Below are 25,978 nucleotides of genomic sequence, written 5' to 3'. Positions count from 1 at the left end.
TCGCTTGCCGATCTCGGAATGAAAACCTTGCCGTCACAGATAGGTGTTCGGAAACCAATGTCGGACCTTCCGCTTAGCAGGGGGAGCAGGCAGTCGCGAGCCGCCCGTTCTAGCAGCACGACCAGCTAGACTCTCAACGCGATTCTGTCTTTCGAGCCGAGACTAGGAGCATCATCGGCCGCTCCAGCTCTTCGGCCAGTTCAGGCGAATGCTCAATCTGTTCGCGCGTCGGAGCGAATTCCTCGACCCGGTGCAGTTTGAAGCCGGCAGCGATCAGCGTGTTGAGCGTTGTGCCGAGTGTCCGGTGATACTTCAGCACGCCCTTCGTGAACCAGTCCGTGTGTCGCTCGCCCTCGACCGAATAGCCGTTGACTGGCCAAGTTTTACGGCCGTCTTCATCGGCGATCCAATGAGGATGTGCCGCAGCCATGAAGATCGGATGCTCAATCGTGAAGACCAGATCTCCGCCGAAAACCAATGTCTTGTGGATCATGCGCGTGAGGCGCTGGAAGTCCTTGATATAATGAAAGGTCAGCGCACTGAAGACGATGTCGAAAGCCGCCGCGGGAAGTTCCAGCGTCTCGAGATCGGCGATTCGATACTCAATGGCGGGGTCCTGGGTATCGGCCTTGGCACGTGCGATCATGTTCTCCGACAGATCGAGGCCAAGCACCGAGACCGCGCCCTGCGCGCGCATCCAGCGTGAGACCCATCCGAAGCCGCAGCCCAGGTCGGACACGCGCTTGCCGATCAACGCAGGCAGCATGGCCCGGATTATCGGCCACTCGGGTGCGCCGTCCAGCCCATGTACCTGCCGAGGCAACTGGCTGTAGCCAGAGAAGAAATCGGGATTATCGTAGATATTCTGCGCCATGTTCATCTCCGCAGGGACGGGAGGACGAGGCACGTTTCAAAGCCGAAAGACCTCGTCCGCGAGCGACGAGGTCAGGGTTGGCGATCCGCATGTTCAGCGTGCGTGGTCGACATCCCGGCACCCCGCCTTGGGGATGCCGGCCAACCGGGCAACAATGTGAGTGTCCGTTTCGACCATGAACAATGTTTCTGCGAAATCCCCGGCACAGTCAAGAGCGCGGCATCGTCATAAACTCCGTTCATGCCATGACAAAGACGCGCCGACGCTTGAGGGAGGCGGATTCCTGACGGCGTTGCGCCGAAAAAACCGGACCAAAGGGAATTTCTCATTCTCAATTGGCTCTGACCGCCCCCTCATGCGCATGCTGAGTCTTATGGAACGCAATCTCTGCGTTCCCAAAGATCAACCCGAGGATTGCGCCGAAGGTGCCGCCGAGGTTCTGGAAACGATCCCTAAGGGTTCGGCCTTCTGGACCGTAGATGAAGCGGTAAATCGTCTCGTGCGACACTGTCGCGCCATCAGAAGCATCCAGCTTGAGGCGGCCAGCAATCTGTTGTGGCGACCAGCCTTCCCGCAGCCTGGCGATCACGTGGTCGCGCAGAACCGGCTTGAGCGTCAGTTTCAATCTACGCCGAGAGCGTCGATCACGGGCATACTTCTGGGCGCTGGTGCAGAAGTAGCACTTGTACTCTTTGCCCCAGCGATCTCGAAACGGGTCGTGATAGAAGTTGCGCCGGATTTCCCGGTGGATGGTCGACCGGTGACGGCCCAAAGCCTCGGCGATCGCCGTCACCGGCATCTTGGCGTCGCGCATATCCTGGATGCGGCGGCGCTCGGCGAAATCGATCTGCGAATAATGCTCACCCATCAGCGCTCACGACCCGTAAAGCCCTGTGATTACAAGAAAGTTGCACTTCAGAATAGAACCTACCCCGCCTACATCAAAAAAACACATAAGGCGCCTTATGGAAATAGGGCGCGGACTATGCGACATCGCATAAGAAGGCGCTTGTGCCCGGCCATATCGTCATGGTCAACCCAGCGCCCACCAGCGCGGCGGTAACCGACGCATCCACGTCGCAGCTGCCGCGACAGGAGGCGTTCCTCGGAATCGATGGGACAAAATGTCGCAGCTTCCGCTGCCCCGGAGGAAGATGGCCGCGTCCGCCCGGCGTAGCCTCGTCCTTGTCATGGAAGGGAGGTTGACGTGACAGTCTCTTCGAATGAACCAACGCCCATAAATCAAAGGGACCTCCGAAACGCCTTCGGCATGTTCCCGACCGGGGTCACGGTCGTCACCGTGCTTGACGAAGAGGGAAATCCGCGTGGGATCACGGCGAATTCCTTCACGTCCGTTTCACTCGATCCTCCGCTTGTCCTCGTCTGTATCGGCAATCGGTCGTTCAGTTTTCCGATCTTCTGCAGCGCGCCATCCTTCGCCGTGAACCTGCTGCACGAGGGACAGGCCGATGTCTCCAGCCTTTTCGCCTCTCGTTCACCCGAGAAATTCCACTCAACCGGGTTTGGCCCGAAACACACCGGCGCACCGGTCCTGACCGATTGCCTCGCCTGGTTCGATTGCACGGTGCATGACCGTGTCTTCGCCGGTGACCATCTCATTCTCATCGGTCGTGTACAGGACTTCGGTCCAAGCAAAACGGCAAACCGGACAGCTCCGCTCGGCTTCTGCCGAGGCAGGTACACGACGGTGCGCGACTCTCTGGACGCCGGTGCAGAGGCACCGCACGGCATTCAGGTCGGCTACCTCGTCGAAGCGGACGACGGTATCCTGCTGCAGTCCGACGGAGCGGGCGGTTGGCGCCTGCCGGGCGGTCGCAGCCGCAAGGCCGAACGGTCACTGTTTCTGGCAGACGGGGGTACGCTGCCGCTGCGGCCGGATGACAGCTTCCTTTATTCGCTCTTCGACATCGCCGGACAGGACGCCGGCTGTCTGGTCTATCGCGCCCGCCTCTCGGCCGACGCGGCGGCCACGACCCTGCCGCCGGGCTTCCGCTTCTTCGCGCTCGACGCCCTGCCCTTCGAGGCGATGCCGATGCGCGAGACCCGGGCGATGCTGCGCCGCTATGTCCGGGAACGCCGAGCGGACCGCTTCGGCATCTACATCGACTCAAGTGATGGCGGACGGCTGGCGATGGTCGACGGCAGCACCTCTTCCTGGCCCGGCGCTTTCGCCGAAAACGGCTGACTCCCGCCGCTCCCTCACAAAAATACGAGATCGCGATGCACACCACCTGCAGATCGCTCGAAGGCTCCCGCCGCGCCCTCTATATCGGCGGACGGTTCGTGGAACCGAAAAGCGGCCGCTACATTCCGAGCTACGATCCCACCACCGCCGAGCCCTGGTACGAGCTGGCCGATGCCGGCGAGGAGGATGTCGACGCCGCCGTCGCCGCTGCACGGGCCGCATTCGTCGATCCGGCTTGGCGGCGCATGACCCAGAGCGACCGCGGCAAGCTCGTGCGCCGACTGGCCGAGCTGATCCTCGCCAACGCCGAAGAACTGGCGCTGATGGAAACCCGGGACAATGGCAAGCTGATCAAGGAGATGCGTGCCCAGATGCGCGCCATCCCCGACAGCTACCTCTACTTCGCCGGAATGGCCGACAAACTGCAGGGCGACACCATCCCGGTGAACAAGCTCGACATGCTGAACTTCAACCTGCGTGAACCGTTGGGTGTCGTCGGCATGATCACGCCGTGGAACTCGCCGCTGATGCTGCTGACCGGCACGCTGGCGCCCTGTCTGGCCATTGGCAACACGGTGGTGATCAAACCGTCGGAACATGCCACCGCCTCTACCCTGGCGCTCGCCGAACTGGTCACGGAAGCCGGCTTCCCGGACGGCGTGGTGAACGTGGTGACCGGCGGTGGCGGCACCACCGGAGAGGCGCTGACCCGCCATCCCGGCATCGCCAAGATCGTCTTCACCGGCAGCACCCAAACGGGCAGCCGCATCGCCGCCAACGCCGCAGCCAACCTCGTGCCTTGCCAGATGGAGTTGGGCGGCAAGTCGCCTCATGTGGTGTTCGGCGATGTCGACATCGAGCGGGCGGTGAACGGCGTGGTCGCCGGCGTCTTCGCCGCCGCTGGACAGACCTGCGTCGCCGGGTCGCGCTGCTTTGTCGAGGCCGCCATCTACGACCGCTTCGTCGAGGCGCTGGTCGCCCGCACTGGACGCATCACCGTCAGCCACCCAATGGAGGAGAACACCGACATCGGCCCGCTTGCCCTGTCGGCGCAGCTCGCCAAGGTCGAGGGCTATGTCGCCTCGGGTCTGCGCGACGGTGCCCGGCTGGCGGCCGGCGGGCGGCGGCCCCAGGCGGCGGGGCTGGAGAAGGGCTGGTATTTCGAGCCGACGGTGCTGGCCGACGCGCGCAACGACATGGGCTTCATGCAGGACGAGATCTTCGGCCCGGTCGTCGGTGTGGTGCCCTTCGCCTCGGAAGACGAGATGATCGCCATGGCGAACGACACGCGCTATGGCCTCGCATCCGGCATCTGGACCAGCGACATCGACCGCGCCATGCGCTTCGCCACCCGGATCGACGCCGGTACGGTCTGGATCAACACCTACCGTGCCGCCGCCTACATGTCGTCAAACGGCGGCTTCAAGCAGAGCGGCTACGGGCGGCGTGGCGGCTTCGACGTGATGCGCGAGTTCTCGCGGTCGAAGAACGTCGTCATCGATTATTCCGGCGCCATGCAGGACCCCTTCGTCATCCGGCTGCGCTGATCCGCCCCGACCGGGCTTCTTCTCCCCCGCATAAAGGACCAGGACATGAAGTTCGCCGTCGCGCTCGCCATGGAGCGCTTTTCACCGCACACGCCGATGAGCGACGTGACCAGCACCATGCTGGAACTGGTGAGAATGGCCGACCAGGGCGGTTTCGAGACCTTGTGGACCGCCGAACATCACACGATCGAGTGCACGATCTCCCCCAACCCTTTCACCATCCTGACTTGGCTCGCCCAGCATACCGAGCGCATCCGGCTCGGCACCGCCACGGTCGTCGCCCCCTATTGGAGCCCGATCCGTCTGGCCGGAGAGGCGGCGCTGTGCGACCATCTGACCGGCGGCCGGCTGGAGTTCGGCATCGCCCGCGGCGCCTACCAGTACGAGTTCGACCGCATGGCCGGCGGCATGCCCCAGCAGGAGGGCGTCGCCTACATGAAGGAACTTGTGCCCGCGGTGCAGAAACTGTGGGCCGGCGACTACGCCCATGACGGCCATTACTGGAAATTTCCTCTGGCCACCTCGGTACCCAAGCCGCTGCAGACGCCGCACCCGCGCATCTGGGTGGCGGCCCGCGATCCGGGCACCTTCGACTGGGCGGTCGGCATCGGCGCCAGCATCCTGTCGACGCCGCTGGCCGCCCCGGCCGCCGAGATCGCCGTGCTGGGCGAAAAGTTCCGCAAGGCGGTGGCCGACCATCCGGAGGTGCCGCGCCCGCGCTTCATGATGCAGCGCCGCACCTGCTGCTACGAGCGGCCGGAGGAGGCCGAACTGGCGGTGCGGCACAGCATCGACTATGGCCGCAGCTTCGAGAACCTGTTCCAGAACATCGGAACGGTGACCAACGGATTCCCGACCGCCGTCTCCTACGAAAGCGTCGCCGGCCGCGACAATTACAAGCCGGAGAATGTCCTGAAGAACCTCATGTTCGGCACGCCGGACGAGGTGATCGAAAAGCTGCTGGATTACGAGGCGGCGGGCGTGGACCAGTTCTCGCTCGGCCTGTCCTTCAACCTGCCGTTCGAGTTGCAGCGCAAGACGCTCGACTTGTTCACCCGAGAGGTGCTGCCCGTCTTCGCCGCCCGCGAGCGAGACCGACAGCGCGAGGAGGATCGCCGCATTGCCGCGGCGGCGCCGCGCATGGCTGCGGCGGGACGTTGACCATGGCGGCATCCCGTCACTTCACCGTCGGGCCGGTGACGCTGAACTACCGGCTTGACGGCCGGGGTCCGGAGCCGCTGGTCTGCGTCCACGGCGTCGGCTCCTACCTGGAGGCCTGGAGCGGTGTGGTCGAGCGGCTGGCCGACCGCTTCACCATCCTGACCTTCGACCTGCGCGGCCATGGCGGCTCCACCCGGATCAAGGGCCGCTACGAGATCGATGATTTCGTCGGCGAGACGCTGGCTCTGGCCGACCATGTCGGGTTCGACCGCTTCAACCTGGCGGGATTCTCGCTTGGCGGGCTGATCGCACAGCGCCTGACCTTGAATCACCCCGAGCGCGTCAAGCGCCTCGTGCTGCTGTCCACCGTCGCCGGACGCAACCCGGAGGAACGGCGGCGGGTGCTGGACCGCCTTGCCGCCTTGCAGGCCGGCCAGCCGGGTTCGCACTATGACGCCTCCCTGTCGCGCTGGCTGACGGAGGGCTTCCAGGAGCGGAACCCGGACTTGATTCAGGTCCTGCGCCGGCGCAACGCCGAGAACGACCCCGATTGCTACGCCGCCGCCTACCGCGTCCTGGCGGAAACCGACTTCGGCGGTTTCCTCGATCAGATCCGCTGTCCGACCTTGGTCGCGACGGGCGAAGAGGACATCGGCTCCAACCCGCGCATGGCCCGCACCATGCACGACAGCATTCCCGGTTCCGAACTGCACATCCTGCCCGGCTTGCGTCATTCGATCCTGATCGAGGCGCCGGACGCGGTGGCGGGGCTGATGGGACGCTTCCTGACGCCGGCCCACCTTCCTCCCGCCGACCACCCAAAGGAGACTGCAAGCCATGGATGAGCCCCTGCAACGGGCGGGTGAGCGCGTCCGACGCGACGTGCTCGGCGACGCCTATGTCGACCGCGCGATGGCCGCGGCCGACGACTTCTCCCGCCCCTTTCAGCAGATGGTCAATGAATATTGCTGGGGGCAATGCTGGGCGGACGACGCGCTCGACCGCCGCCAGCGCAGCCTGCTGAACCTCGGCATGATCGCGGCGCTGGGACGCATGCACGAGTTCGAGCTTCATTTGCGCGGCGCCATCCGCAACGGCCTTTCCGATGCCGAACTGCAGGCGGCGCTGATCCAGATCGCGGTCTATTGCGGCATTCCCGCCGGCGTCGAGTGCTTCCGCATCGCCCGTAAAATCCGGCAGGAGAACGCCGAAGACGGCACGGGAGGCGCGCCATGATCGTCGAGGAACGGATCTATCGCATCCGCTCGGGCAAGCTGCGCGACTATCTGGCGCTCGTGCAGAACGAAGGGCTGGAAATCCAGCAACCGATCCTCGGCAACCTGATCGGCTACTTCGTCAGCGAGATCGGCCCACTCAACCATGTCGTCCATATGTGGGGATACGCGGATTTCGAGGACCGCACCGCCCGCCGCCAACGGCTCTCCGAGGATCCGCGCTGGCAGGCCTTCATCCCGAAGCTGACGGCACTGATCGAAACGGCGGAAAACCGCATCCTGCTGCCGACTGCTTTTTCGCCCCTGAGATGACGGAGACGCGTCGCCCGCATGCTCCGGTTCGCAGGAATGATTGGGCTGCGTTTCCTCCGTTTGACGGGAAGACAGGAAGAGGTCCAGTTTTTCTAAATGGGCGTAAGTAAAAAACTTTGAAGACAGGGAAAGCCCACCGACCACAACGATGGGAGACGGTTGTGACCGAACGACTGAGGGTAGAGAATCTTTGTAAAGTTTTCTCCAAATCTCCCGAGCCGGCTTTGAAAATGCTCGCGGCCGGTGCGAAAAAGTCCGAAGTGCTGGCAAAGACCGGAATGGTCGTAGGGTTGAACGACGTTTCACTGTCGGTGCAGAGCGGCGCTATCTACATGGTGATGGGGCTGTCGGGGTCGGGCAAGTCCACCCTGGCGCGCTGCATCAACCGGCTGAACGAACCGAGCGCCGGCCGCATCCTGCTGGACGGCCAGGACATCGTCGCCGCCGGCGAGGCGGAACTCCGCGACATCCGCCGCACGCGGATCTCGATGGTGTTCCAGCACTTCGCCCTGCTGCCCAACCGCACCGTCGCCGAGAACGCGGAATTCGGCCTGAAGCTCCAGGGGGTGTCCCCCCAGGTCCGGCGGCGCCGGGCGGAAGAGGTTCTGTCGATCGTCGGGCTGGCGCGCTGGGGAAACCATTATCCCCATGAGTTGAGCGGCGGCATGCGCCAGCGGGTCGGATTGGCCCGCGCGCTCGCCACCGACGCCGACGTGCTGATCATGGACGAGGCGTTCAGCGCACTCGATCCGCTGATCCGGACGGAGATGCAGGACGAACTGCTGCGCCTGCAGCGCACCCTGAAGAAGACCATCCTGTTCATCACCCACGACTTCCAGGAAGCGCTGAAGCTCGGCACCCGGATCGCCATCATGGCCGACGGCGAACTGGTCCGCGAAGGCACGCCCCAGTCGATCGTGCTGGAGCCCGGCAGCGACTATGTCGCCGCCTTCACCCGCGAGGTCGACCGCTCGCGCCTGTTCGACGCCCGTTCGGCGATGAGTCCGGTGCAGCCCGTTCCGCTGGCTGCCGGACTGTGCCTCGCCGAGACCGGCGACGGCGGCGGGCTGGTGCTGGACGACGGCGGGCATGTCGTCGGCGTGCTGGACGCCGAGACGCTCCGGGGCCTGCGCGACGGCAAGCCCTATGGGGACACAAATTTCGGAACCCTCCGCAAGGATTTCGTCACCGTGCGCGAAGGCGACAGCCTCCTCGACGCCGCCCGCGCCCACCGGGCCGGACGACCGATGGCGGTCGTCGACGAGGAAGGCCGGTTGACCGGAACGCTCGCCGGCGATCGCATTCTGGCCGGCATCGCGTCGGCCCCTCCTCACCCCGTGGGAGGTCTGCATGTTTGACGCCAATGACCTGAATGTCTTCCCCGTCGACGCCTGGATTCAGGACGGCGTCGCCTGGATCGCGCTGAATCTGCGTCCGCTCTTCCTCGCCATCAAATGGCCGGTCGAATATGTCCTGACGCTCAATATCTTCCTGCTTCAGGAAATTCCCTTCCTCGCCGTCGTGGCGGTGGCGGTGCTGCTGGCTTGGCGGCTGGCAAGCCTGGGCGTCGCCTGCTTCACCGGCGTCGCCCTGATCGCCATCGCCGCCCTGGGGGTGTGGTCGGAAGCGATGACGACCCTGTCGCTGATCACCACGGCCATCGTCATCTGCGCGGCCATCGGCATCCCGACCGGCATCGGCTGTGCCCGCAGCGACCGCTTGTGGGGCGTGGTCCGTCCGATCCTCGACATCATGCAGACCACCCCGACCTTCGTGTATCTGGTTCCGGTGGTGATGCTGTTCGGCGTCGGCACGGTGCCGGGCGAGGTGGCGGTGGTGACGGCGGCGGCGCCGCCGCTGATCCGCTTCACCAATCTCGGCATCCGCATGGTCGAGACCGAGATGGTCGAGGCGGGCCTCGCCTTCGGCGCCACCAAGCGGCAGCTGCTATGGGAGGTGCAGCTTCCCCTTGCCGTGCCGACCATCCTCGGCGGTCTGAACCAGACGGTGCTGACCGCAATGGTGATGTCGGTGGTCGTCGCCATGATCGGGGCGGAGGGGCTGGGGCTGGTGGTGCTCCAGGGCCTCGGACGGCTCGACGTCGGCCGCGCCGCGGTGGGCGGCATCGCCATCGTCCTGCTCGCCATGGTGCTCGATCGCATCACCCAGAAGATGGCCCAGCCCAGCGGCCCCGGCGGACGTCCGCTGCTTCGCAGCCTGCGGGCGCTGGTCCGCTCCGGCAGACCGGTGGAGGACAAGGGGGTCGCCCGGCCGGCCGTCTCCAATCCCGTCATCTCCAGTCCGGACCAGTGATCCCGACCCGCGCCACATCCTGGTACCCGGTTCCCCCCTATCCCGTCCCGCCCCGTTCGAGGAGACCGTCATGCCCTTCTTCAACGCCAAATCGGCCATAAAATTTCTGCCCATCGCCGCATTCCTCGCCTTGGGCTGCGCCCAACCCTCGCTGGCCGCCGACCAGCCCGGCAAGGGCAAGACCATCCGCTACGCCCAATCCGACAGTCTGGGCGCCAACTACGTCACCGCCCAGATCGTCTCCGCCGCCTTCAAGGAACTGGGATATTCGGTCAAGCTCAGCACACTCAGCACGACCCTGTTCTTCCAGGCGGCCGCGCAGGGCGACCTGGATATCGCCACCGACATCAACTTCCCCCAGCGCGAACCCGCCTTCCGCAAGGTGGAGCAGCAGGCGATGATCGTTGGCGGCGGACTGATCAAGGAAGGCGGCGTCAACGGCTATCTGATCGACAAGAAGACGGCCGACGCCCATCACATCACCTCGCTGGAGCAGATGAAGGATCCAAAAATCGCCGCGCTGTTCGGCAAGGGCGGCAAGGCCGATCTGGTTAATTGCGATCCCGGCTGGAGCTGCGGCGACGTGGTCGACTACCAGCTCGACAAGTTCGGCCTGAAGGACACGGTGAATTCGGTCCGCGGCAAGTACGAGCCGCTGATGGTGGAGGCCGTCGCCCGCGTCCGCCGCGGCGAACCGGCCTTCTTCTATGCCTGGAGTCCGTCCTGGGTCACCAACACGCTGATCCCGGGCAAGGACGTGGTCTGGCTGCCCACCCCGTTCGACGCCCTGCCGCCGTCGGTGCCCAACAAGGGAACCGCCCTCGTCAAAGGCGTATCGGGCTGCGCCGGCGATGCCGACCCTTGCCGGATGGCCATGGCGTCGTGGAACTGGAACACCGTTGCCAACCGCGACTTCATCGCCGCCAACCCAGCGGTGAAGGCGCTGGTCGAATCCATCGGCTTTCCGCTGCAGACCTGGGCCGGCTGGGAACGCAGCATCAGCGAGAAGGGTGCCAGCGAAAGCCACATCCGCGCACTCGCCCAGGAATGGCTCTCCGCCAACAAACCCACGTTCGAGCAATGGGTCGCCAGCGCCAAGGCGGCAAGCTGAACACTCGCGCGAACAGGCAGCGCACAGTCGAACAGCACTATGTCGCCGGCCGCACTGTTACGGTTTGGCCGGCGACGGGATTGAAATTCAAGAAAACGAACGGACCATGATGGACATCGGACTGCGAAAGATCTCCACCTTCATCGAGGAGACCATCGTCGAAGGCGGCAAGCCGGCCGAACGGCCAATCACGTCGGTCGTGGTTGCCGCCGTGCTGCGCAATCCCTGGGCCGGCCAGGGATTCGTCGAAAATCTGCAGCCGGAAATTCTGCGTGTGGCGCCGGTGCTGGGGGCGGAGATGACGCGGCGGCTTGTCGCCCTCATGTCGGCAGAACGTATCGAAGCCTACGGCAAGGCCGCCTCGGTCGGCGTCAATGGCGAGATCGAGCATGCCTCGGCCCTGATCCATACCCTGCGCTTCGGCAACATGTTCCGCGAAGCGGCGCAGGGAACCACCTTCCTCAGCTTCACCAACACCCGCAACGCCCCGGGCGCGCTGCTCGCCCTGCCGATGATCCACAAGACCGAGACCGGCAAGCGGGCCCATTTCCTGACCGCGAACTTCCAGGTTCCCGACGCACCCGGTCCCGACGAGTTGCTGGTCGCCATCGGCGCGTCGGACGGCAGCCGCGCCCACCCGCGCATCGGCGACCGCTTTCTCGACATGGAGGAGATGGAGGCCGAAAAGGCCTGCGCCCTCACCTTCGCCCGGACCTGAGCCGGACGGAGACGCGGAGATTGATGCCGCCGCTGCTGCCGGTCATGGCCGCTGCCATTCTGCTTCAGGCCGGCAACGGACTGCTCCAGGCCCTGCTGCCGTTGCGCATGCAGGCACAGGGCCTGTCGGCGGCCGATATCGGCATGGTCGCGTCCGGTTACGGCATCGGCTTCGCCGCCGGCTGCCTTGCCGCCCCCAGGGTGGTTCGCCGTCTTGGTTTCGTCCGTGCCTATGCCGGACTGGCCGCGCTCATGGCGATCCTGGTTTTGGCCCTGCCGCTGGCCGGTGGCGGCATCGGTTGGTTCCTGTTGCGGGCGATGACCGGCGTCGGGTTCGCAGGCCTGTTCACGGTGGTCGAAGGATGGATCGGCACCGGAGCGCAGAATGGCCAGCGCGGGCGCATCCTGGCGATCTACATGGTCACCACCAAGCTGGCGCTGATGGCAGGTCCCCTTCTGCTCGACCCCGGCGGCGACCAGCCCTTCCGGCTGCTGATCCTCCTGATCCTGCTGTCGGTGCTGCCGGTCGCCGCCGCCCGCCCTGCCCGCCCGGCCCTGCCGACGGCCGTGACTCTCGACCTGCGCGGGCTGTTCCGGCTGGCGCCGTCCGCCCTGGTCGGCTGCTTCGCGGTCGGCGTGGTGACCGGCACGATGACCGCGTTCGCTCCGCTGTACGGGCTGCGCATCGGCATGTCCGCGTCGGCCGCCGCCACACTGCTCGTTGCGCTCCAGGGCGGCAGCCTGCTTGCCCAATGGCCGCTCGGCGCGCTGTCGGACCGGCGCGACCGGCGCATCATCATCGCGGCCGTGGCGGCGACCGGCGCCATTCTGTCCGCCATCATGGCGCTGCTGCCGGCCGGAAGCCCCGAGTGGCTGGTATGGACGGGCTTCGCACTGTGGGGCAGTCAGGTCCTGTGCATCTACGCCCTGTGCGTCGCCCATGCCTGCGACGTGGTGCCGCCGGACCGCATCGTTCCGACGGTCAGCGGACTGCTGGTGGTCTGGGCCGCCGGAGCGATGATCGGCCCTGTCCCCGGCGCCCTGCTGATGGACAGGTTCGGCCCATCGGGCCTGTTCGTCTATGCCGCCGCCGGCTGCGCCGGACTGACAGTGTTCGTCCTCGTCCGTCGCGTCATACGGGAACGGGAGCATGCGTCCGGACAAACGGCTTTCTCCCCGCTGCCGGCCGAAAGCCTGACCGGGGCCGCGATCTCCAAGCCGCGCATGGTCGTCGACGCGACAGGCGTTGAGACGGCGGATGGCGAACCGCCGGAGGGACACTGAGGTTCCGGCTTTTTCCGACCGCCATAGCCGGGTTAGAGTCAGAAGGATTTGATCCGGGGCCTGTCCCTTCAGCGGAGGAAACGTGGTCGAGACATCGCGCATCCAGTCGTTGCGCGTGGTGGCAAGCCTGATCAATTCAGGCGGCGATCTGGCGACGGTGCTTCAGCGCCTGGTCCTGGCCGCCTGCCGGCATGCCAACTGGTCGATGGGGTCGATCATGGCGGTGGACGTCGAGCATGGCTATGCCCTGGTCGTCGTCCGTCACGACCCGACGCTGATCCAGCGCCCCCTGCCCGACCGCTGGGAGCTTGCGACCAGCCCATCGCTGGTCGCCCTGCGGCGGAACGAGCCGGTCTTCATCCCCGACGCCCGGGTGTCGGAGGAATTTCCCGGCTACCGCCGGGAGGCGTTCGAGCGCGACTATCACAGTGTGCTGGTCGTACCGATGAACTGCACCGACGACAGCGGCCGGCCGCTGGTGCTGAGCGTCGTCTCCCGCAGCATTGTCGAGGTGAGTGAGGAAGATCTGACCTTCATCGGCATGATCGTCCAGCTCGGCGAGATCGCGGTGGAACGCCAGCACCGGTTGCGGGCGGAGTCCCTTGCCGCCGAACGTTTGCAACGGGCGCTGGAAGTGAATACGTCGCTTCTGCGGCAGGCGCTGGAAGATGGGGCGATGGCCACTCTCCTGCCGCTCTTCCGCGACCTGCTGCCCTACTCGATCGTCATCGTCGACTTCACGGCCAACCTCGTCACCGCCGATAGGGCGCCCTGTGGCAGCGACATCGGCGATGCCGACTGGCAGGCGGCGGTCGCGACCAGCCTCGGTCCCTCGATCATGAAGGCGGCGCGCGATGCGATCGACCATCCCGCCGCCGGCGAAGCGACCCTGTTCTGGGAGGTCGGCGGCAAGCGCATCCGCACGGCCCCGCGCATCGACCCGCTGACCGCCGACGGCGAGGTGGTCGGCGCGCTGATGATCTTTCCGGGGCCGCAGCCCTACGGCCAGTCCGATCAGCTCCTCCTCGACGGCATCAAGCATGCTCTCAGCATCCAGATGCTGCGCAACGTCATCCGCTTTCGCTACGAGAACCGCACGCTCACCGATCTGTTCCTGGAACTGGTGGAACGGCGCTGGCGCGATCATCGCGACATCGGAGAGCGCGCGCTGCGGCTCGGCCTCAACCTCGATCTGCCGACCCAGATGATCGTGGTCGGACTGCCCGGCCGCAGTCCGCGGGCGGTGAGCGCCGCGGCCGACCTCCACCTTCCGGTCCAGCGGCTGTTGGCGCCGTGCGGGGTTACCGGAACGCTCGTCACCGTTCCGGCCGGACTGGTCTGCCTCATTCCTGCCGTCGACGAGCGCAGCCAGGGACCGGTCAAGCGGCTGATGGCACAGATTGCGCGATCCGTCGCCAACATCCTGCACGCCGAGCCATTCATCGTGCTGACGAGCCGCTGCACGGCTCCGCCGGATTATGCGGAGGCATGGGAGCGCTCGTGGCGGATGATCCGGATCGCCGAGGAGTTCGGTCGCCCCGGCGTGCTGGATGCCCGGCAGTTCGGCCCGCTACCGATGCTGCTGGCGGCGGCGAACACCCACGAGGTACGCGGCTATGTCGCCGACAGCATCGGCGCTCTTGTCGAGTACGACCGCCGGCATGGAACGCCCTACCTGGAGACGCTTTCCGCTTATCTGAAGACCGGATGCCGGACCAAGGCCTGTTCGGACCAGCTTGGCGTGCACGTCACCACTCTGCGCTATCGTTTGACGCGCATCGCCGAGCTGTTCGGCATCGACGTCGAAAGCCCGGAACGACGCTTCTCGGTCGAACTCGCCATCCACCTGAGCGGGGTTATCGACCAAGCCAATTGATCTTGGAAGGGCTCTGCGTATGCACCCCGTCACTCTGTCCTGCAAGGCGAGCGTCGCCGACAGGCCGGCCCGTTCATTCTCAGCCCATGGATGGAGCCCCACCACTTTCGCCGGGCATGTCCACTCCAACCATTCCCGTCTGCCGCGTCAGATGGACGGGGGCCGCATTCGGTGGCCACAGCATCTTGGAGTGCCGGCCCATCCATTGGCAGAGCACCGGCCATGTGCCGGCATGCGCCACGATCAGCGGCGGCCGGCCGTCCGCCGGCACCGGCAGGCCGTCGAGTGCCGCGGTGACGCGGGCGTGAAAGCCGGTCAGGCTTTCTCCGTTCGGCACGTGCTCCCGCAACAGATCGGCGGGAATGGCGCCACCCTCGAGATCACCCCAACGCCGTTCCTCCAACCCGGGTACAGGCATGACGGGAGCATTCAGGGCATCAGCCAGGATAGCCGCCGTCTCCAGCGCCCGGCGTTGCGGGCTGCTGTAGACGACCGGCACAGCCCACCCTTCGGCGAGCAGGGCCGCGGCGGCATCCCGCGCCTGCGCCCGGCCCCGTTCGGTCAGCGACACGTCCCGCGACCCGGCGAGCCAGCCGCCGATATTGCTCTCGGTCTCGCCATGGCGGCAGAAGATGACGGCATTCAACATGACAGCCGTCGCGGCAGATCGGCGAACCCGTCGAGAATGCCGTCGTGCGGCAGGCCATCGAGCGCCACCCGGGCGTAGCCATAGGGCACGACAAGCACCCGCGCGACCTTCGCTGCGCGGGCGGCGGCCACGTCGTGCTCGTTGTCGCCGACGAAGGCCGCCTCGTCCGGCCGCACCTCCAGCCGATCCAGCAGACCCAGGACCGGCTCGGGCGAGGGTTTGCGGGTCGGGTAGCTGTCGCCGCCGACCACCGCCGCGAAGACGCCGGCGATGCCCAGATCATCCAGAAGCCGCACCGTCGCCCCCATCGGCTTGTTGGTGCAGACGCCGAGCCGCAAGCCTGCTGTCGCCAGGGCCTCCAGCGTTTCGGCGACGCCTGGATAGAGTGCGCTGTGGGCGCTGGGGTCGGCCTCGTAGATGGACAGAAACCGCTGGAGGCAGCGGGCCGCTTCCTCCGGGGTCGGGACCCCGCCGGTGGCGGCCAGCACGCGCTCCACCAGCTTGGGCGCTCCATCGCCGATGAAGGAACGCACCGCCGGCAGATCGACCGGCGGTCGTCCCAGTTCGGCGAGCAGGGCGTTGGAGGCATGCATGAGGTCGGCCGCGCTGTCCACCAGCGTGCCGTCCAGGTCGAAGGCGACGGCGCGGATGGGGCGACGGATGAGGCTGTCGGCGACGGGATCGGTCACGGTGGCGGCACCTTATCGGCTGAGGAAGCGGGCCTTGTCGGCCGCAAGGTCGAGAATGATCGGGGCATCCGGGGCGAGAAGAGCATCGCCCGTCTGATGCGGCGCGTCCACCTGCACCAGCTGTCCACCGACGTCAACCGCGTAACGGATCGAGGCGCCCAGGAATTCCCGGTGCCGGATGTTGCCGGTCAGTCGGGCGTGGCCGAAGGCCGGGGGGGCGCCGTCCTGGCGGCCATTCTGACGAATGATCAGGTTCTGCGGACGGAACATCAGCTTGCCTGCTGCCCCCGGCGCCACCGACGGCGGCAGCGCCACCGGCGTGACGCCGTCGGCGACGAAGACGGTGCCGCCGTCGCGGCCCTGCACCGTGCCGTCGAGCACATTGGCGGTGCCGAGGAACCCGGCGACGAACAGGTTGGCCGGATGGTCGTAGAGGTCCTGCGGGGTGCCGACCTGCTGCACCTTGCCGTCGTCCATCACCGCGATGCGGTCGCAGATGGTGTTGGCCTCCTCCTGGTCGTGGGTGACGAAGATGGTGGTCAGGCCGAGCTTGCGCTGGAGGCTCAGCAGCTCCTGGCGCATCTGCACGCGCAGCTTGGCATCGAGATTCGACAGCGGCTCGTCGAGCAGCAGGATCTTCGGCTCGATCACCACGGTGCGAGCGAGCGCCACGCGCTGCTGCTGGCCGCCCGACAGCTGCGACGGCCGGCGGTCGGCCAGATGCTTCAGCCCGACCAGATCGAGAGCGGCATCCACCCGCCGCTCGATCTCGGCACGGGGCACGCGGCGCTCCTCCAGCCCGAAGGCGACATTGCGGCGCACGGTCATGTGCGGCCAGAGGGCGTAGCTCTGGAACACCATGCCGACGTCCCGGCGGTGCGGCGGCAGGGTGGAGATGTCGCGGCCACCGATGCGGACCTCCCCATCCTGTGCGGTGTTGAAGCCGGCGATCAGCCGCAGGAGCGTGGTCTTGCCGCAGCCGGACGGGCCGAGGAAGGCGAAGAACTCGCCCGGCCTGATGGCGAGATTCACGTCCTTCAGAACATGGTTGCTGCCGTAGGACAGGTTGACGCCCTCAATGTCGACGCCGACGCTCTCGATCCGGGGGACGAGCGCGGCCGGAGAAAACTGGTGGTTCATGATGGGGTTCCCTTCGGGGGCTCTGTCAGTGGTCTTGATCGTTAATGGTCCTGGCCGCGTTCACGGCGACCGCGCTCGATCACGACATGCGACAGGTAGGTGCCCAGACCGACGATGATGACGGCGAAGATGCCCAGCGCCGCACCCGGACCGCGCCCGGCCGCCGACTGCATGTAGACGTAGAGGCCGTATGCCAGCGGCGCGTCGCTTTGCGAATGGACCAGCATGATGGTCGCCGACAGCTCGACTGCCGCCGTTGCGAAGCTGGTGACGAAGCCGGCGAGGATGCCGCCCGACATCAGCGGCACGACGATGCGCCCGACCGTGCGCAGCTTGGTGGCGCCGAGATTCTCCGCCGCTTCCTCCAGCGACGAGCTGACCTGCTGCAGGGCCGCGGTGCAGGCGCGCAGTGCATAGGGCAGCCGGCGGATCGCCAGCGCGAAGACCAGGATCAGCCAGAAGTTCGACAGCGGCTGGCCGGAGAAGGGCATCGGCACACCGTAGAAGCTGCGCAGATAGCCGATACCCAGCACCACGCCCGGCACCGCCAACGCGGCCATCGCGACGTAATCCAGCCATTGCCGCCCCGGCAGCTTGGTGCGCAGGACCAGATAGGCGATGGCGGTGCCGATCGCCACGTCGAGCAGCGCCGCCAGCGAGGCGTAGAGCAGCGTGTTGGTGATGTACTGTCCGCTCTCGGTGAAGACGGTGTGATAGTGCTTCAGCGTGAAGGCGTCGGGCAGCGGGCTGAAGGACCAGATGGTCGCGAAGGACAGCAGCCCCAGCCCGATATGCGGCGCCAGAACCAGCACCAGGATCAGCAGCACGATGCCATAGGCCGCCACCAGTTCCAGCGGCTTCAGGCGCCGCTTGGCCAGACCGCCACCGCCGCGCTGCACCGTGGCATAATCCTTGCCGCGCATCGCCAGCGCCGATACCCAGAGCGCCAGCAGCGAGCAGGCGATCAGCACGACGGAGATGACATAGCCCATCGGGTCGGCGATGCCGATCGAGGAGATGCGCAGATAGGCCTGCGGCGCCAGCATGTCGTTGACGTTCAGCAGCAAAGGCGTGCCGAGATCGTCGAACACCTTGATGAAGACCAGCGAGGCGCCGGCGACATAGCCCGGCATCGCCAGCGGGAAGACGATGCGGCGGAACAGGCGGAAGCCGTGGCAGCCGAGATTCTGCGCCGATTCCTCCATCGCCCGGTCGATGTTCTTCAGGCTGGCCGACAGGTTGATGAGGATGAAGGGGAAATAGTGGATGCTCTGGACGAAGATGACGCCGTTCAGCCCCTCCATGAAGGGGATCGAAAAGCCGAAATGGTCGCGCAGTAGCAGGTTGACCGTGCCGTTGCGCCCGAACAGCAGCTGCATGGCGACGGCGCCGATAAAGGGCGGCATGATCAGCGGGATGATGCCCAGGCTCTGGATCAGCACAGCGCCGCGAAATTCGAACCGCGTGGTCAGATAGGCGAGCGGCAGTGCCAGCAGGCTCGCCACCACCACCGACATTGCCGAGACGTAGACGGAGTTGCCGAACGACCGCATGAACAGGTCGTTGCGGAAGAAGTCGGCGAAATTGACCAGGGTGAAGGCGCCCGTCGTCTTGTCCTGGAAAGCGACGAAGATGACCTGAACCACCGGAACGACCAGGAACAGCAGCAGGAAGGCAGCGATCAGCAGCGCGGCCAGCGCCGGCCCCGGCCGCACGCGCGCGATGCGGTCGCGCGTGAGCGCAAGTGACGTCATGGAAAAAGGCCCCTTGAGCTGGGGAGAAGAAAGGGGGCGCAACCGACGCGCCCCCGTGCGCAACGCGACGGCGCGTCAGCGCACCAAAGCCATCGCCTCGTCGGCCTTCTTGCGGGCGGCGGCGTAGTTTTCCTTGGCGAAGGCGGCCCACTTCTGCTCGATCTGCGCCTGGCGTTCCGGCACCGCGTCCTTGGCCGACTTGCGCTCCACCGTGAAGGCGCCGGCCAACTGCGGATCGGCGGCCTGCTCCGCCGTCGCCGGCATGGCGGCCACGAGGTCACGCGCTTCGGCCAACAGCGCCTTGGCCTTGTCATTGGGCTTCTTGGCCAGCGCCGCCTCGCCCTGCTGGATCGCCTTGGTCGCCGCCTTGAGGTCGTCGAGCTGGAAGGTGATGAGTTGGTCGAACAGCGCATCCACCACATTGTAGCGGGCCTGCGAGACATTGACGTCGAAATTCACCTGGGCGCCCAGAGACTTGTCCTTGAACGGATTGGGGTAGCCGGCGGGCGCCTTTTCGTAGGTCGCGGGATTGACCGGCAGGCGGCGGATCGCCGGCTCCAGCAGAACTTCCTGGCCCTTCGGCGACAGCAGGAAATCGACGAAGGTTTCGGCCGCCGCCTTGTTGGGGGCGTTCTTCACCACGCCGATGTTCGCCGGCACGATGGTGGTGACGGTCGGATAGGCGAACTCCACCGGGAAGCCCGATGCCTGGGAGGACAGCGCGAAGAAGTCGATGACGATGCCGACCCCGAAGGCTCCGGAATTGACGCCGTCCGGCACGCCGAAGCTGCGTTCGGTGATGGTGCGGTAGTTGCCGGCCATCTCCTTGTTGGTACGCCAGCCCTTCTCCCAGCCCTCGCCTTGGAGGATGGTTTCGATGGTCAGGTGCGTCGTGCCGGAGCGCGACGGGGCGGAGATCGCGACATGGTCGTAATAGGCCGGCTTGGTCAGATCGGCCCATTCCTTGGGAACCGGCAGATCGTTGGCCTTCATGTAGCGGGTGTTCCACATGATGCCGTAGCCGGACGCGGCGAAGCCGGCATACATCCCCTCGGGATCGTTGACCGGATAGGCGCCGACCTTCTCCGGAATGCCCTCCACCTTGGGCTTGTAGGGCTGCAGGAGCTGGGCGGACTTCAGCACCTCGAACGCATCGGGAGCCGACGCCCAGAACAGGTCGACGCCGTTGTTCGACGCGGTTTCCTGGAGATACTTCACGCCGGCATTGGTGTTGCGGTTCAGGATCTCGACCGTGACCTTCGGATAGGCCTTCTGGAAGGCCTGCTGGTAAGCGGTCGTCAGGTCCTTGGGAAACGAGGTGACGATGACCAGCTTGCCGCTGGCGTCCTGGGCGAAGGCGGCGGTGCCGGACAGCAGCAGAACGGCCAGGGCGGCGGCTGCATTGCCAAGGGTGCGCCTGGCGAGCGTGGTGCGAAGCATCGGTGTTGTTCCTCCCGTGAAGTCTTATGCTTGGAGGTTCAGCAATCCGCGTGCCAAAAGGTCAGGTCGTGTGCGGTCTGGCTTCGCCCGACACCGGTGGGTCAGGATGGGAACATCCGCCGGTGCGGCTGGGTAATGCCGGGAACATGCACCGGGAACATGGCGGGGGCCGCTCCGCTCACTCCTCCGTGAAATCTTCCCGGCTCAGGCCGTGGTGGCGCATCTTCAGATACAGAGTCTTGCGGGTGATCGCCAGCCGCTCCGCCGTTTCGCCGACCCGTCCGCCGCAGCGGGCAAGCGCGTCCTCGATCAACTGCTTCTCGATGCGGTTGATCTGGTCGGCCAGCGGCTCGATCTCCGCCGTTCCGGCCGCCGGCAGGGCGGAAGAGGCTGGCGTGAGGCCGTCGCCCAACCCCAGCGCCACCCGTTCGGCGACATTGCGCAGCTCGCGGACGTTGCCCGGCCAGGCGTGGGCGGCGAGGCGACCGAGCGTGGCTGCGTCGAGCGGCGGCGCCGTCCGGCGCGACCGGGTCGCGGCGGCATCAAGGAAATGGCGGAACAGCAGAGGCACGTCTTCCCGCCGTTCCCGCAAGGGGGGCAACGGGACGGTGACGACGTTCAGCCGGTAATAGAGATCCTCGCGGAACCTGCCTTCAGCCGACAGCTTCAACAGATCCACCTTGGTGGCGGCGATCACCCGCAGGTCGAGCGGGATCGTCCGGTTGGCGCCGATGCGCTCGATCGCCCGTTCCTGCAGGACGCGGAGCAGCTTGACCTGGAGATGCATCGGCATGCTCTCGATCTCATCGAGGAACAGGGTGCCGCCGGCCGCGAACTCCAGCTTGCCGATCCGCCGTCCTTGCGCGCCGGTGAAGGCGCCCGGCTCGTGGCCGAACAGCTCGCTCTCGATGATGGAATCGGGCATGGCGCCGCAGTTCAGCGCCACGAAATTGCCGGTCCGTCGCCGCCCGGCCTCGTGCAGGCTGCGGGCGACCAGCTCCTTGCCGGTGCCGGTCTCGCCGAACAGCAGAACATCGACTTCCGCGTCGGCGAGGTTGGCCACGGCGGCGCGCAGGCGCTCGATGGCCGGCGAGCGGCCGATGATGCGCCCCTCCAGGTCGCCGTCGGCGAGTTGGGCGCGCAGGCGCCGGTTCTCCAGAACCAGCGCGCGGTGGTCCAGGGCGCGCCTCACCACCTCGACCAGATGCCCAGGCTCGGCGGGCTTCTCGATGAAATCGTAAGCGCCCTCGCGGACCGCACGGATTGCCATGGCGATGTCGCCGTGCCCGGTGATCAGCACGACCGGAACCTCCGGATCCACCGCCCGGATCCGGTCCAGCAGGGCGAAGCCGTCCATGCCCGGCATCCGCACGTCGGTCACCACGATTCCCGGCCAGGATGCTCCGAGCCGTGCCAAAGCCGCCTCGGCCTCGGTCACCGCCAGGACGGCCAGCCCCTCCAACTCCAATGTCTGGCGGCTGGAATCGAGCACTTCCGGATCGTCATCGATCAACAGGACGGTCATGGCGGGGCTTTCACGCACGGATCAGGGTGAGGACGAAGGTGGTTCCGCCGGGGCCGCTCTCGGCCACCGACAGCACGCCGCCGAAGTCCCGGACGATGTTGTACGAGATCGACAGCCCCAGACCCAGCCCCGTTCCCATCGGCTTGGTCGTGAAGAACGGATCGAAGATCTGCCCGGCCAACTCGGCGGCGATCCCGGGACCGCTGTCGCGCACCTCGATACGGACGATGTCGGGTTCCCCGGTTTGCGCACCGCCCGAAGCCTCCGCCCGGATCAGGATGCGGCGGACCGGGGCAGCGGCCACGGCGTCCAGCGCGTTGCTCAGCAGGTTGACCAGGACCTGCTCCAGCCGCACCTCCTCGGCACGGACCCGCAAGGGAGCGCCGGCATCCGGCAGTTCCACCGCGACGCCAACCGCCTCTTCGCGCAGACGGTCGCCGAACAGCGACAGCGCCCCCTGGATCACCGGCCCCAGTTCAACCGCGCCCAGCCGGGTATCGGGGCGCCGGGCGAAGCGCTTCAGGTGGTTGGTGATGTTCGCCATGCGGGACGTCAGGTCGGCGATCTTGCCCAGATTGCCGCCGGCCTCCTCCGTCCGGCCAAGCTCGATCAGCTTGCGGCCGTTGTGGGCGTAGGAACGGATGGCGGCGAGCGGCTGGTTCAGCTCATGCCCGACGCCGGCGGCAAGCTGGCCGAGTGCCGCCAGCTTTCCGGCCTGGACCAGTTCCGCCTGCGCCTCCCGCAGCTCGCGCTCGGTGCGCCGGTGCTCGGCGACGGCCCGTTCGAGCCGGTCGTTGGTGGCCCGGAGGTCCGCGGTGCGCTCCTGGACCGTGCGTTCCAGGATGTGCTGGGCCTCCACCCGCTCGGTCATGTCGGTCAGCGTGACGATGAAGCGCTGCTGCTGGCGGCGCCAGAAGGGACGGACGCCGACCTGCACCGGCACGGCCCCGCCGTCCGGACGACGCCCGGTGGACAGAATCGACAGGGCCGGCGCGGCGCCTTCCTCGGGACCGGTGGATGCTTGGGCGAAGAACGCCGTGACGCGGGCGGCGCCCTCGGCGTCAAGCCGGTCGGCAAGGCGGGGCGCCCCTCCGCCCTGCTCCGCATGACCGTCGGACGGCGGGGCGATCAGGGCGGCGGCGAGCGGATTGACGAACTCGATCACGCCATCCCCGTCGGTGATCGCCAGACCTGCCTGGGCGTTGTCGATCATCGCCTGGGCGTTCGCCTCCTCCACCGCGATGGCCGTGTCGCGGAAAACCAGAAGCGCTGCCGCCATGTCCGACAACTCGTCGTTGCCGCCCAACGGGATCTCAGCCTTCAGGTCCCCGGCGGCGATGGCACGGGCGGCGTCCCCCAGCCGGGTCAGGCGGGAGATCAGATTGCGATTGACGTAGAGCCACGCCACCAGCACAGCCACCAGCAGGCTGACCACGGCGCTCGCCAGCAGGGCGGAGCGGCCAAACGCGATGGCTTGGGCGGAGCGCCCGGCGGCGGCGCGGGAATCGCTCTCCACCGCTTGGACCTGTCGGGCGATCAGGCCATTCAGCCGGGCCACGATGTCCCGGTTTTGGGCGAGCAGCGCCTGCCCACGGGCGGTGGTCTCCAGCTCTTCCCGGCGCAACGCCGGCACACTGCCGTCCGCCCCGCGGGCGAGGGCGAGGAGTTGGCCCACCACCTGCCCCAGCGACACGCCGTCGGGCCAGTCGGCCAGCGCGGTGAGATCGCGTTGCAGCCGGTCGGCGGTCTCCTCGAGGAATCCGGCGTTGTCGTCCAGCATCTCGGGCGTGGCGAGTGTCGCCGCCCGCGCGATCAGCCCGACCGCAAGATTGCCGTTGGCGCCGATCTGCAGCACCGCCTCGCTCCGCCGGTTCTCCTCCCGCAGGACGCGGACGGCATCCGCCGAAGGTTTCCCGCTTTCCACCGACGCCAGGGCGCTCTGGATGTTGAAGCGCGCGTCCGCCACCAAGGGTTCGATCTCGTCGAGGAAATCAGCGTGCAGCCAGCGCAGACGCTCGATGGCCTCCTGGTTGCGGCGGCCAAGCGCCAAGCGGCGGCGTACCGTGCCGTCCAACTCCGACAGATTGCGGCTGAGGGCATCCACCACCGGACGCAGGCCGGGAACGCCACCTTCGATGGCGTCCGTCAGTGAATGCAGGGCGGCCAGACGGCGGCCCAGCGCCTCGCGGATGGCGTCCATCTCGGCCTCCGTCCGGCTGCCGGCCAGGACGGGCGCGGTGGCGATGATGGCTCCGCCCTCCTCCGCCAGCTTGGCCGCCAGGCCCAGGGCAGGCAGGTGGCTTTCCGCGAACTCGTCCAGCGTGCCGCCCAGCCGGTCATAGGACAGCCAGCCCAGCGCGCAGGCCACCACCGACAGGACCGCGACGGCGACGAAGGCAAGAAAAAGGCGAACCCGGATGCCGAAGCGTACCGGCCACGTCCCGCCACCCATCGCGGGCGGTGGGGCCGTCTGGACGCTCGCTTGGGCGCTCGCTTGGGCGCTCATGGCCATCCCCCCTCTCCGGCCGCCACGCGCAGGATGACCAGGGCCCGTTCGGACGCCGACAGAGCCGCCTCCAGCTGGTCCTTGGAAAAAGCTCGCCATTCCGCCTCCAGCTCTCCCTGCCGTGCCGAGACCGGCATGCCGCGGGCGGGACGGCGCAGCGCGGCGGGAAAGGCCGGATCGGCAGCCTGGGCGGCGCTGACCGGAACCCCGGTGGCGGCCTTTCGCGCGGCGCGAAGCAGGTCGCGCGCCACCGGATCGGGGGTGGCGGCGAGACGGGTTTCGCCCTCATGGATCAATTGCCAGACACGGTTGAGCGTCTTCACCCGGAAGGTGATCAGCTCGTCGAACAGCAGGTTGACCAATTCGTAGCGACGGCTGGACAGGCCCCGGTCGAAGAGGAAGAGGTCGTCGCCGGTTTCCCGTGCATAGGGATTGGGGTAGCCGGCGGGTGCGTCGGCATAGCTGTCCGGACGCACCGGCAGCCGTCCGATGTCGGGACGCAGCATCAGTTCCTGCCCGGCCTGTGACAGCAGGAAATCGACGAAGACATTCGCCCCCGCCGGATTGGGAGCACCGCGCAGAATCGCGACGCTGGCCGGGAGGAAAACGCTGTCGACCGGATAGGCAAACCGCAAGCCGTCTGTAGCAGGCTGCTTTTCTTCCACCTCCGGCCCCTGCTCCGCCGATTGGCCTACCCCTTGTCCCAGAAAATCGATGGCCAACCCGATGCCGAAACGGCCCTTTGCAACCCCTTCCACCACGCCGTAGCTGCGCGCCGTCACCGTGGCGAGGTTGCCTGCGATTTCAAGCCATGTCGCCCAGCCGCGCTCCCAGCCCTGGAGTTGCAGCACCGTCTCCACCATCAGATGCATGGTGCCCGACCGCGATGGCGCTGTGATGCCCAGGTGCCGGGCATATCCGGGACGCCGCAGATCCTCCCATCCCCGAGGAGCGGCAATCCCGTGTCGGTCGAGGTAGGACTGATCCCAGACCAGCCCGTAACCGGACAGCGCGAAGCCGAGATAGGTGCCGTCAGGATCGTCGACCGGCTGGTTGCCGATGGTCGACGGGGCACCGGTCGACCGGGATGCGATCGGGGCCAGCAATCCCGCCGCCTTCAGAACCTCAAAAGCATCCGGGGCAGAGGCCCAGAAAACATCGACGCCCTCGCCTTCGCGGTCCTGCAGCCGGGTGATCGCCGCGGTGGTTTTGGTGTTGATCACGCGCAAATGCCGGTCCGGATGAGCGCGCTCGAAGGCTTCCCGCACCGGCTCGTAGAATCCGGCGGGAAACGACGTCAAGACGATGATCGTCCCCGATTCCGTGCCCGTCAGGTCCCGACCTGCTGCTGTGACCGGGGCCAGCAGAACCAAGACGACCGCCAGCCTGCGCGCCAGATGTCCTCCGCGGCGCAAGACCCAGCTCAACCCTGCAATCGGATCGCGCGTACGACCGTCCATGCTACCTCCACCGACCACGGCTCCGGAACCGTCCAACACCTCACAGTGCAATGAACTTGTCCAGTTCTGAGCGACGGTGGCGGTTCCGGCGGACAACTTGTTACACACATGATGGCTGTGTTGCATCAGCGGGTCCGACATCGATCCCGCCACACATGTGCGCAGCCGAGGCTAGGTGG

21 protein-coding genes and 1 pseudogene are annotated in these 25,978 nt (G+C 66.6%); 12 read left to right on the top strand and 10 right to left on the bottom strand.

The window, feature by feature from the left end; genetic code table 11:
• Positions 1 to 133: 133 nt before the first annotated feature.
• Both ACCD06_RS21140 and ACCD06_RS21135 read right to left on the bottom strand, forming a co-directional pair.
• Positions 134 to 874 carry a class I SAM-dependent methyltransferase gene (locus ACCD06_RS21140; protein ID WP_413343286.1) on the bottom strand — a complete coding sequence of 247 codons (741 nt, stop codon included), beginning with the start codon at positions 872 to 874 and terminating at the stop codon, positions 134 to 136.
• Positions 875 to 1,328: 454 nt separating this feature from the next.
• Positions 1,329 to 1,742 (bottom strand): annotated as a pseudogene (locus tag ACCD06_RS21135) (transposase); the annotation flags it as partial.
• A 402-nt stretch (positions 1,743 to 2,144) separates the two neighbouring features.
• On the opposite strand from ACCD06_RS21135, the gene ACCD06_RS21130 reads away from it, so the two are divergent.
• From ACCD06_RS21130 to ACCD06_RS21075, 12 genes are all read left to right on the top strand, one after another.
• Positions 2,145 to 3,080, top strand: a complete 936-nt coding sequence (locus tag ACCD06_RS21130; protein ID WP_413343284.1) for a flavin reductase family protein — start codon at positions 2,145 to 2,147, stop codon at positions 3,078 to 3,080.
• A 35-nt stretch (positions 3,081 to 3,115) separates the two neighbouring features.
• A complete protein-coding gene (locus ACCD06_RS21125; protein WP_413343282.1) occupies positions 3,116 to 4,627 on the top strand; it encodes an aldehyde dehydrogenase in 1,512 nt (503 codons plus the stop codon).
• 45 nt (positions 4,628 to 4,672) lie between these two features.
• The gene (locus ACCD06_RS21120) at positions 4,673 to 5,788 is read left to right on the top strand and encodes an LLM class flavin-dependent oxidoreductase (protein WP_109155748.1); all 1,116 of its coding nucleotides are present in this window, start codon (positions 4,673 to 4,675) and stop codon (positions 5,786 to 5,788) included.
• Positions 5,789 to 5,790: 2 nt separating this feature from the next.
• Positions 5,791 to 6,633, top strand: a complete 843-nt coding sequence (locus ACCD06_RS21115) for an alpha/beta fold hydrolase (RefSeq protein WP_413343280.1) — start codon at positions 5,791 to 5,793, stop codon at positions 6,631 to 6,633.
• Positions 6,626 to 7,024, top strand: coding sequence for a carboxymuconolactone decarboxylase family protein (locus ACCD06_RS21110; RefSeq protein WP_413343278.1), 399 nt, complete (start codon positions 6,626 to 6,628; stop codon positions 7,022 to 7,024). The genes ACCD06_RS21115 and ACCD06_RS21110 overlap by 8 nt, the downstream gene beginning before the upstream one ends.
• Positions 7,021 to 7,335 (top strand): NIPSNAP family protein, encoded by a 315-nt coding sequence (locus ACCD06_RS21105; protein ID WP_109155745.1) that lies wholly within the window; start codon positions 7,021 to 7,023, stop codon positions 7,333 to 7,335. The genes ACCD06_RS21110 and ACCD06_RS21105 overlap by 4 nt, the downstream gene beginning before the upstream one ends.
• 230 nt (positions 7,336 to 7,565) lie before the next feature.
• Positions 7,566 to 8,693: a quaternary amine ABC transporter ATP-binding protein gene (locus ACCD06_RS21100; RefSeq protein WP_413343276.1), complete on the top strand. Its 1,128-nt coding sequence runs from the start codon at positions 7,566 to 7,568 to the stop codon at positions 8,691 to 8,693.
• Complete coding sequence (locus tag ACCD06_RS21095) at positions 8,686 to 9,648, top strand: ABC transporter permease (protein WP_413343274.1); 963 nt, start codon at positions 8,686 to 8,688, stop codon at positions 9,646 to 9,648. Before ACCD06_RS21100 ends, ACCD06_RS21095 begins: the two co-directional genes overlap by 8 nt.
• A 70-nt stretch (positions 9,649 to 9,718) precedes the next feature.
• Entirely contained in the window at positions 9,719 to 10,759 is a 1,041-nt protein-coding gene (proX, locus tag ACCD06_RS21090; RefSeq protein WP_413343272.1) for a glycine betaine/L-proline ABC transporter substrate-binding protein ProX, read from the top strand.
• A gap of 106 nt (positions 10,760 to 10,865) precedes the next feature.
• A complete protein-coding gene (locus ACCD06_RS21085) occupies positions 10,866 to 11,477 on the top strand; it encodes an amino acid synthesis family protein (protein ID WP_413343270.1) in 612 nt (203 codons plus the stop codon).
• 23 nt (positions 11,478 to 11,500) lie between these two features.
• On the top strand, positions 11,501 to 12,760 hold the full coding sequence (locus ACCD06_RS21080) for an MFS transporter (RefSeq protein WP_413343268.1): 1,260 nt from the start codon (positions 11,501 to 11,503) through the stop codon (positions 12,758 to 12,760).
• 82 nt (positions 12,761 to 12,842) lie between these two features.
• The gene (locus ACCD06_RS21075; protein ID WP_413343266.1) at positions 12,843 to 14,636 is read left to right on the top strand and encodes a helix-turn-helix domain-containing protein; all 1,794 of its coding nucleotides are present in this window, start codon (positions 12,843 to 12,845) and stop codon (positions 14,634 to 14,636) included.
• 79 nt (positions 14,637 to 14,715) lie between these two features.
• Here ACCD06_RS21075 and ACCD06_RS21070 read toward each other — a convergent pair whose 3' ends face one another.
• The 8 genes from ACCD06_RS21070 to ACCD06_RS21035 all read right to left on the bottom strand — a co-directional run bounded on the left by ACCD06_RS21070 (position 14,716) and on the right by ACCD06_RS21035 (position 25,940).
• Positions 14,716 to 15,285 carry a histidine phosphatase family protein gene (locus tag ACCD06_RS21070; RefSeq protein ID WP_413343264.1) on the bottom strand — a complete coding sequence of 190 codons (570 nt, stop codon included), beginning with the start codon at positions 15,283 to 15,285 and terminating at the stop codon, positions 14,716 to 14,718.
• Positions 15,279 to 15,974, bottom strand: a complete 696-nt coding sequence (gene gph, locus ACCD06_RS21065) for a phosphoglycolate phosphatase (protein ID WP_413343262.1) — start codon at positions 15,972 to 15,974, stop codon at positions 15,279 to 15,281. The genes ACCD06_RS21070 and gph overlap by 7 nt, the downstream gene beginning before the upstream one ends.
• A gap of 12 nt (positions 15,975 to 15,986) precedes the next feature.
• A complete protein-coding gene (locus ACCD06_RS21060; protein ID WP_109155738.1) occupies positions 15,987 to 17,114 on the bottom strand; it encodes an ABC transporter ATP-binding protein in 1,128 nt (375 codons plus the stop codon).
• A 41-nt stretch (positions 17,115 to 17,155) separates the two neighbouring features.
• Positions 17,156 to 18,868, bottom strand: coding sequence for an ABC transporter permease (locus ACCD06_RS21055; RefSeq protein WP_252138580.1), 1,713 nt, complete (start codon positions 18,866 to 18,868; stop codon positions 17,156 to 17,158).
• 75 nt (positions 18,869 to 18,943) lie between these two features.
• Positions 18,944 to 20,308 (bottom strand): extracellular solute-binding protein, encoded by a 1,365-nt coding sequence (locus tag ACCD06_RS21050; protein WP_413343259.1) that lies wholly within the window; start codon positions 20,306 to 20,308, stop codon positions 18,944 to 18,946.
• A 178-nt stretch (positions 20,309 to 20,486) separates the two neighbouring features.
• Complete coding sequence (locus ACCD06_RS21045) at positions 20,487 to 21,833, bottom strand: sigma-54-dependent transcriptional regulator (RefSeq protein ID WP_413343257.1); 1,347 nt, start codon at positions 21,831 to 21,833, stop codon at positions 20,487 to 20,489.
• A 10-nt stretch (positions 21,834 to 21,843) separates the two neighbouring features.
• Complete coding sequence (locus tag ACCD06_RS21040) at positions 21,844 to 24,339, bottom strand: ATP-binding protein (RefSeq protein WP_413343255.1); 2,496 nt, start codon at positions 24,337 to 24,339, stop codon at positions 21,844 to 21,846.
• On the bottom strand, positions 24,336 to 25,940 hold the full coding sequence (locus ACCD06_RS21035) for an ABC transporter substrate-binding protein (protein ID WP_413343253.1): 1,605 nt from the start codon (positions 25,938 to 25,940) through the stop codon (positions 24,336 to 24,338). Before ACCD06_RS21035 ends, ACCD06_RS21040 begins: the two co-directional genes overlap by 4 nt.
• Between the last annotated feature and the right edge of the window lie 38 nt (positions 25,941 to 25,978).

This window comes from Azospirillum sp. CT11-132, from assembly GCF_047302835.1.
Lineage (GTDB): Bacteria > Pseudomonadota > Alphaproteobacteria > Azospirillales > Azospirillaceae > Azospirillum.
Note: the sequence above shows the minus strand (reverse complement) of the source record. Positions and strands in the feature narration are given on the sequence as shown.

What these genes read in the sequence shown, in the direction of transcription:
- ACCD06_RS21140 (WP_413343286.1), bottom strand. Translation starts at nt 874, where the DNA reads ATGGCGCAGAATATCTACGATAATCCCGATTTCTTCTCTGGCTACAGC.
- ACCD06_RS21130 (WP_413343284.1), top strand. Translation starts at nt 2,145, where the DNA reads ATGTTCCCGACCGGGGTCACGGTCGTCACCGTGCTTGACGAAGAGGGA.
- ACCD06_RS21125 (WP_413343282.1), top strand. Translation starts at nt 3,116, where the DNA reads ATGCACACCACCTGCAGATCGCTCGAAGGCTCCCGCCGCGCCCTCTAT.
- ACCD06_RS21120 (WP_109155748.1), top strand. Translation starts at nt 4,673, where the DNA reads ATGAAGTTCGCCGTCGCGCTCGCCATGGAGCGCTTTTCACCGCACACG.
- ACCD06_RS21115 (WP_413343280.1), top strand. Translation starts at nt 5,791, where the DNA reads ATGGCGGCATCCCGTCACTTCACCGTCGGGCCGGTGACGCTGAACTAC.
- ACCD06_RS21110 (WP_413343278.1), top strand. Translation starts at nt 6,626, where the DNA reads ATGGATGAGCCCCTGCAACGGGCGGGTGAGCGCGTCCGACGCGACGTG.
- ACCD06_RS21105 (WP_109155745.1), top strand. Translation starts at nt 7,021, where the DNA reads ATGATCGTCGAGGAACGGATCTATCGCATCCGCTCGGGCAAGCTGCGC.
- ACCD06_RS21100 (WP_413343276.1), top strand. Translation starts at nt 7,566, where the DNA reads ATGCTCGCGGCCGGTGCGAAAAAGTCCGAAGTGCTGGCAAAGACCGGA.
- ACCD06_RS21095 (WP_413343274.1), top strand. Translation starts at nt 8,686, where the DNA reads ATGTTTGACGCCAATGACCTGAATGTCTTCCCCGTCGACGCCTGGATT.
- proX (WP_413343272.1), top strand. Translation starts at nt 9,719, where the DNA reads ATGCCCTTCTTCAACGCCAAATCGGCCATAAAATTTCTGCCCATCGCC.
- ACCD06_RS21085 (WP_413343270.1), top strand. Translation starts at nt 10,866, where the DNA reads ATGATGGACATCGGACTGCGAAAGATCTCCACCTTCATCGAGGAGACC.
- ACCD06_RS21080 (WP_413343268.1), top strand. Translation starts at nt 11,501, where the DNA reads ATGCCGCCGCTGCTGCCGGTCATGGCCGCTGCCATTCTGCTTCAGGCC.
- ACCD06_RS21070 (WP_413343264.1), bottom strand. Translation starts at nt 15,285, where the DNA reads ATGTTGAATGCCGTCATCTTCTGCCGCCATGGCGAGACCGAGAGCAAT.
- ACCD06_RS21060 (WP_109155738.1), bottom strand. Translation starts at nt 17,114, where the DNA reads ATGAACCACCAGTTTTCTCCGGCCGCGCTCGTCCCCCGGATCGAGAGC.
- ACCD06_RS21055 (WP_252138580.1), bottom strand. Translation starts at nt 18,868, where the DNA reads ATGACGTCACTTGCGCTCACGCGCGACCGCATCGCGCGCGTGCGGCCG.
- ACCD06_RS21050 (WP_413343259.1), bottom strand. Translation starts at nt 20,308, where the DNA reads ATGCTTCGCACCACGCTCGCCAGGCGCACCCTTGGCAATGCAGCCGCC.
- ACCD06_RS21045 (WP_413343257.1), bottom strand. Translation starts at nt 21,833, where the DNA reads ATGACCGTCCTGTTGATCGATGACGATCCGGAAGTGCTCGATTCCAGC.
- ACCD06_RS21040 (WP_413343255.1), bottom strand. Translation starts at nt 24,339, where the DNA reads ATGAGCGCCCAAGCGAGCGCCCAAGCGAGCGTCCAGACGGCCCCACCG.
- ACCD06_RS21035 (WP_413343253.1), bottom strand. Translation starts at nt 25,940, where the DNA reads ATGTCGGACCCGCTGATGCAACACAGCCATCATGTGTGTAACAAGTTG.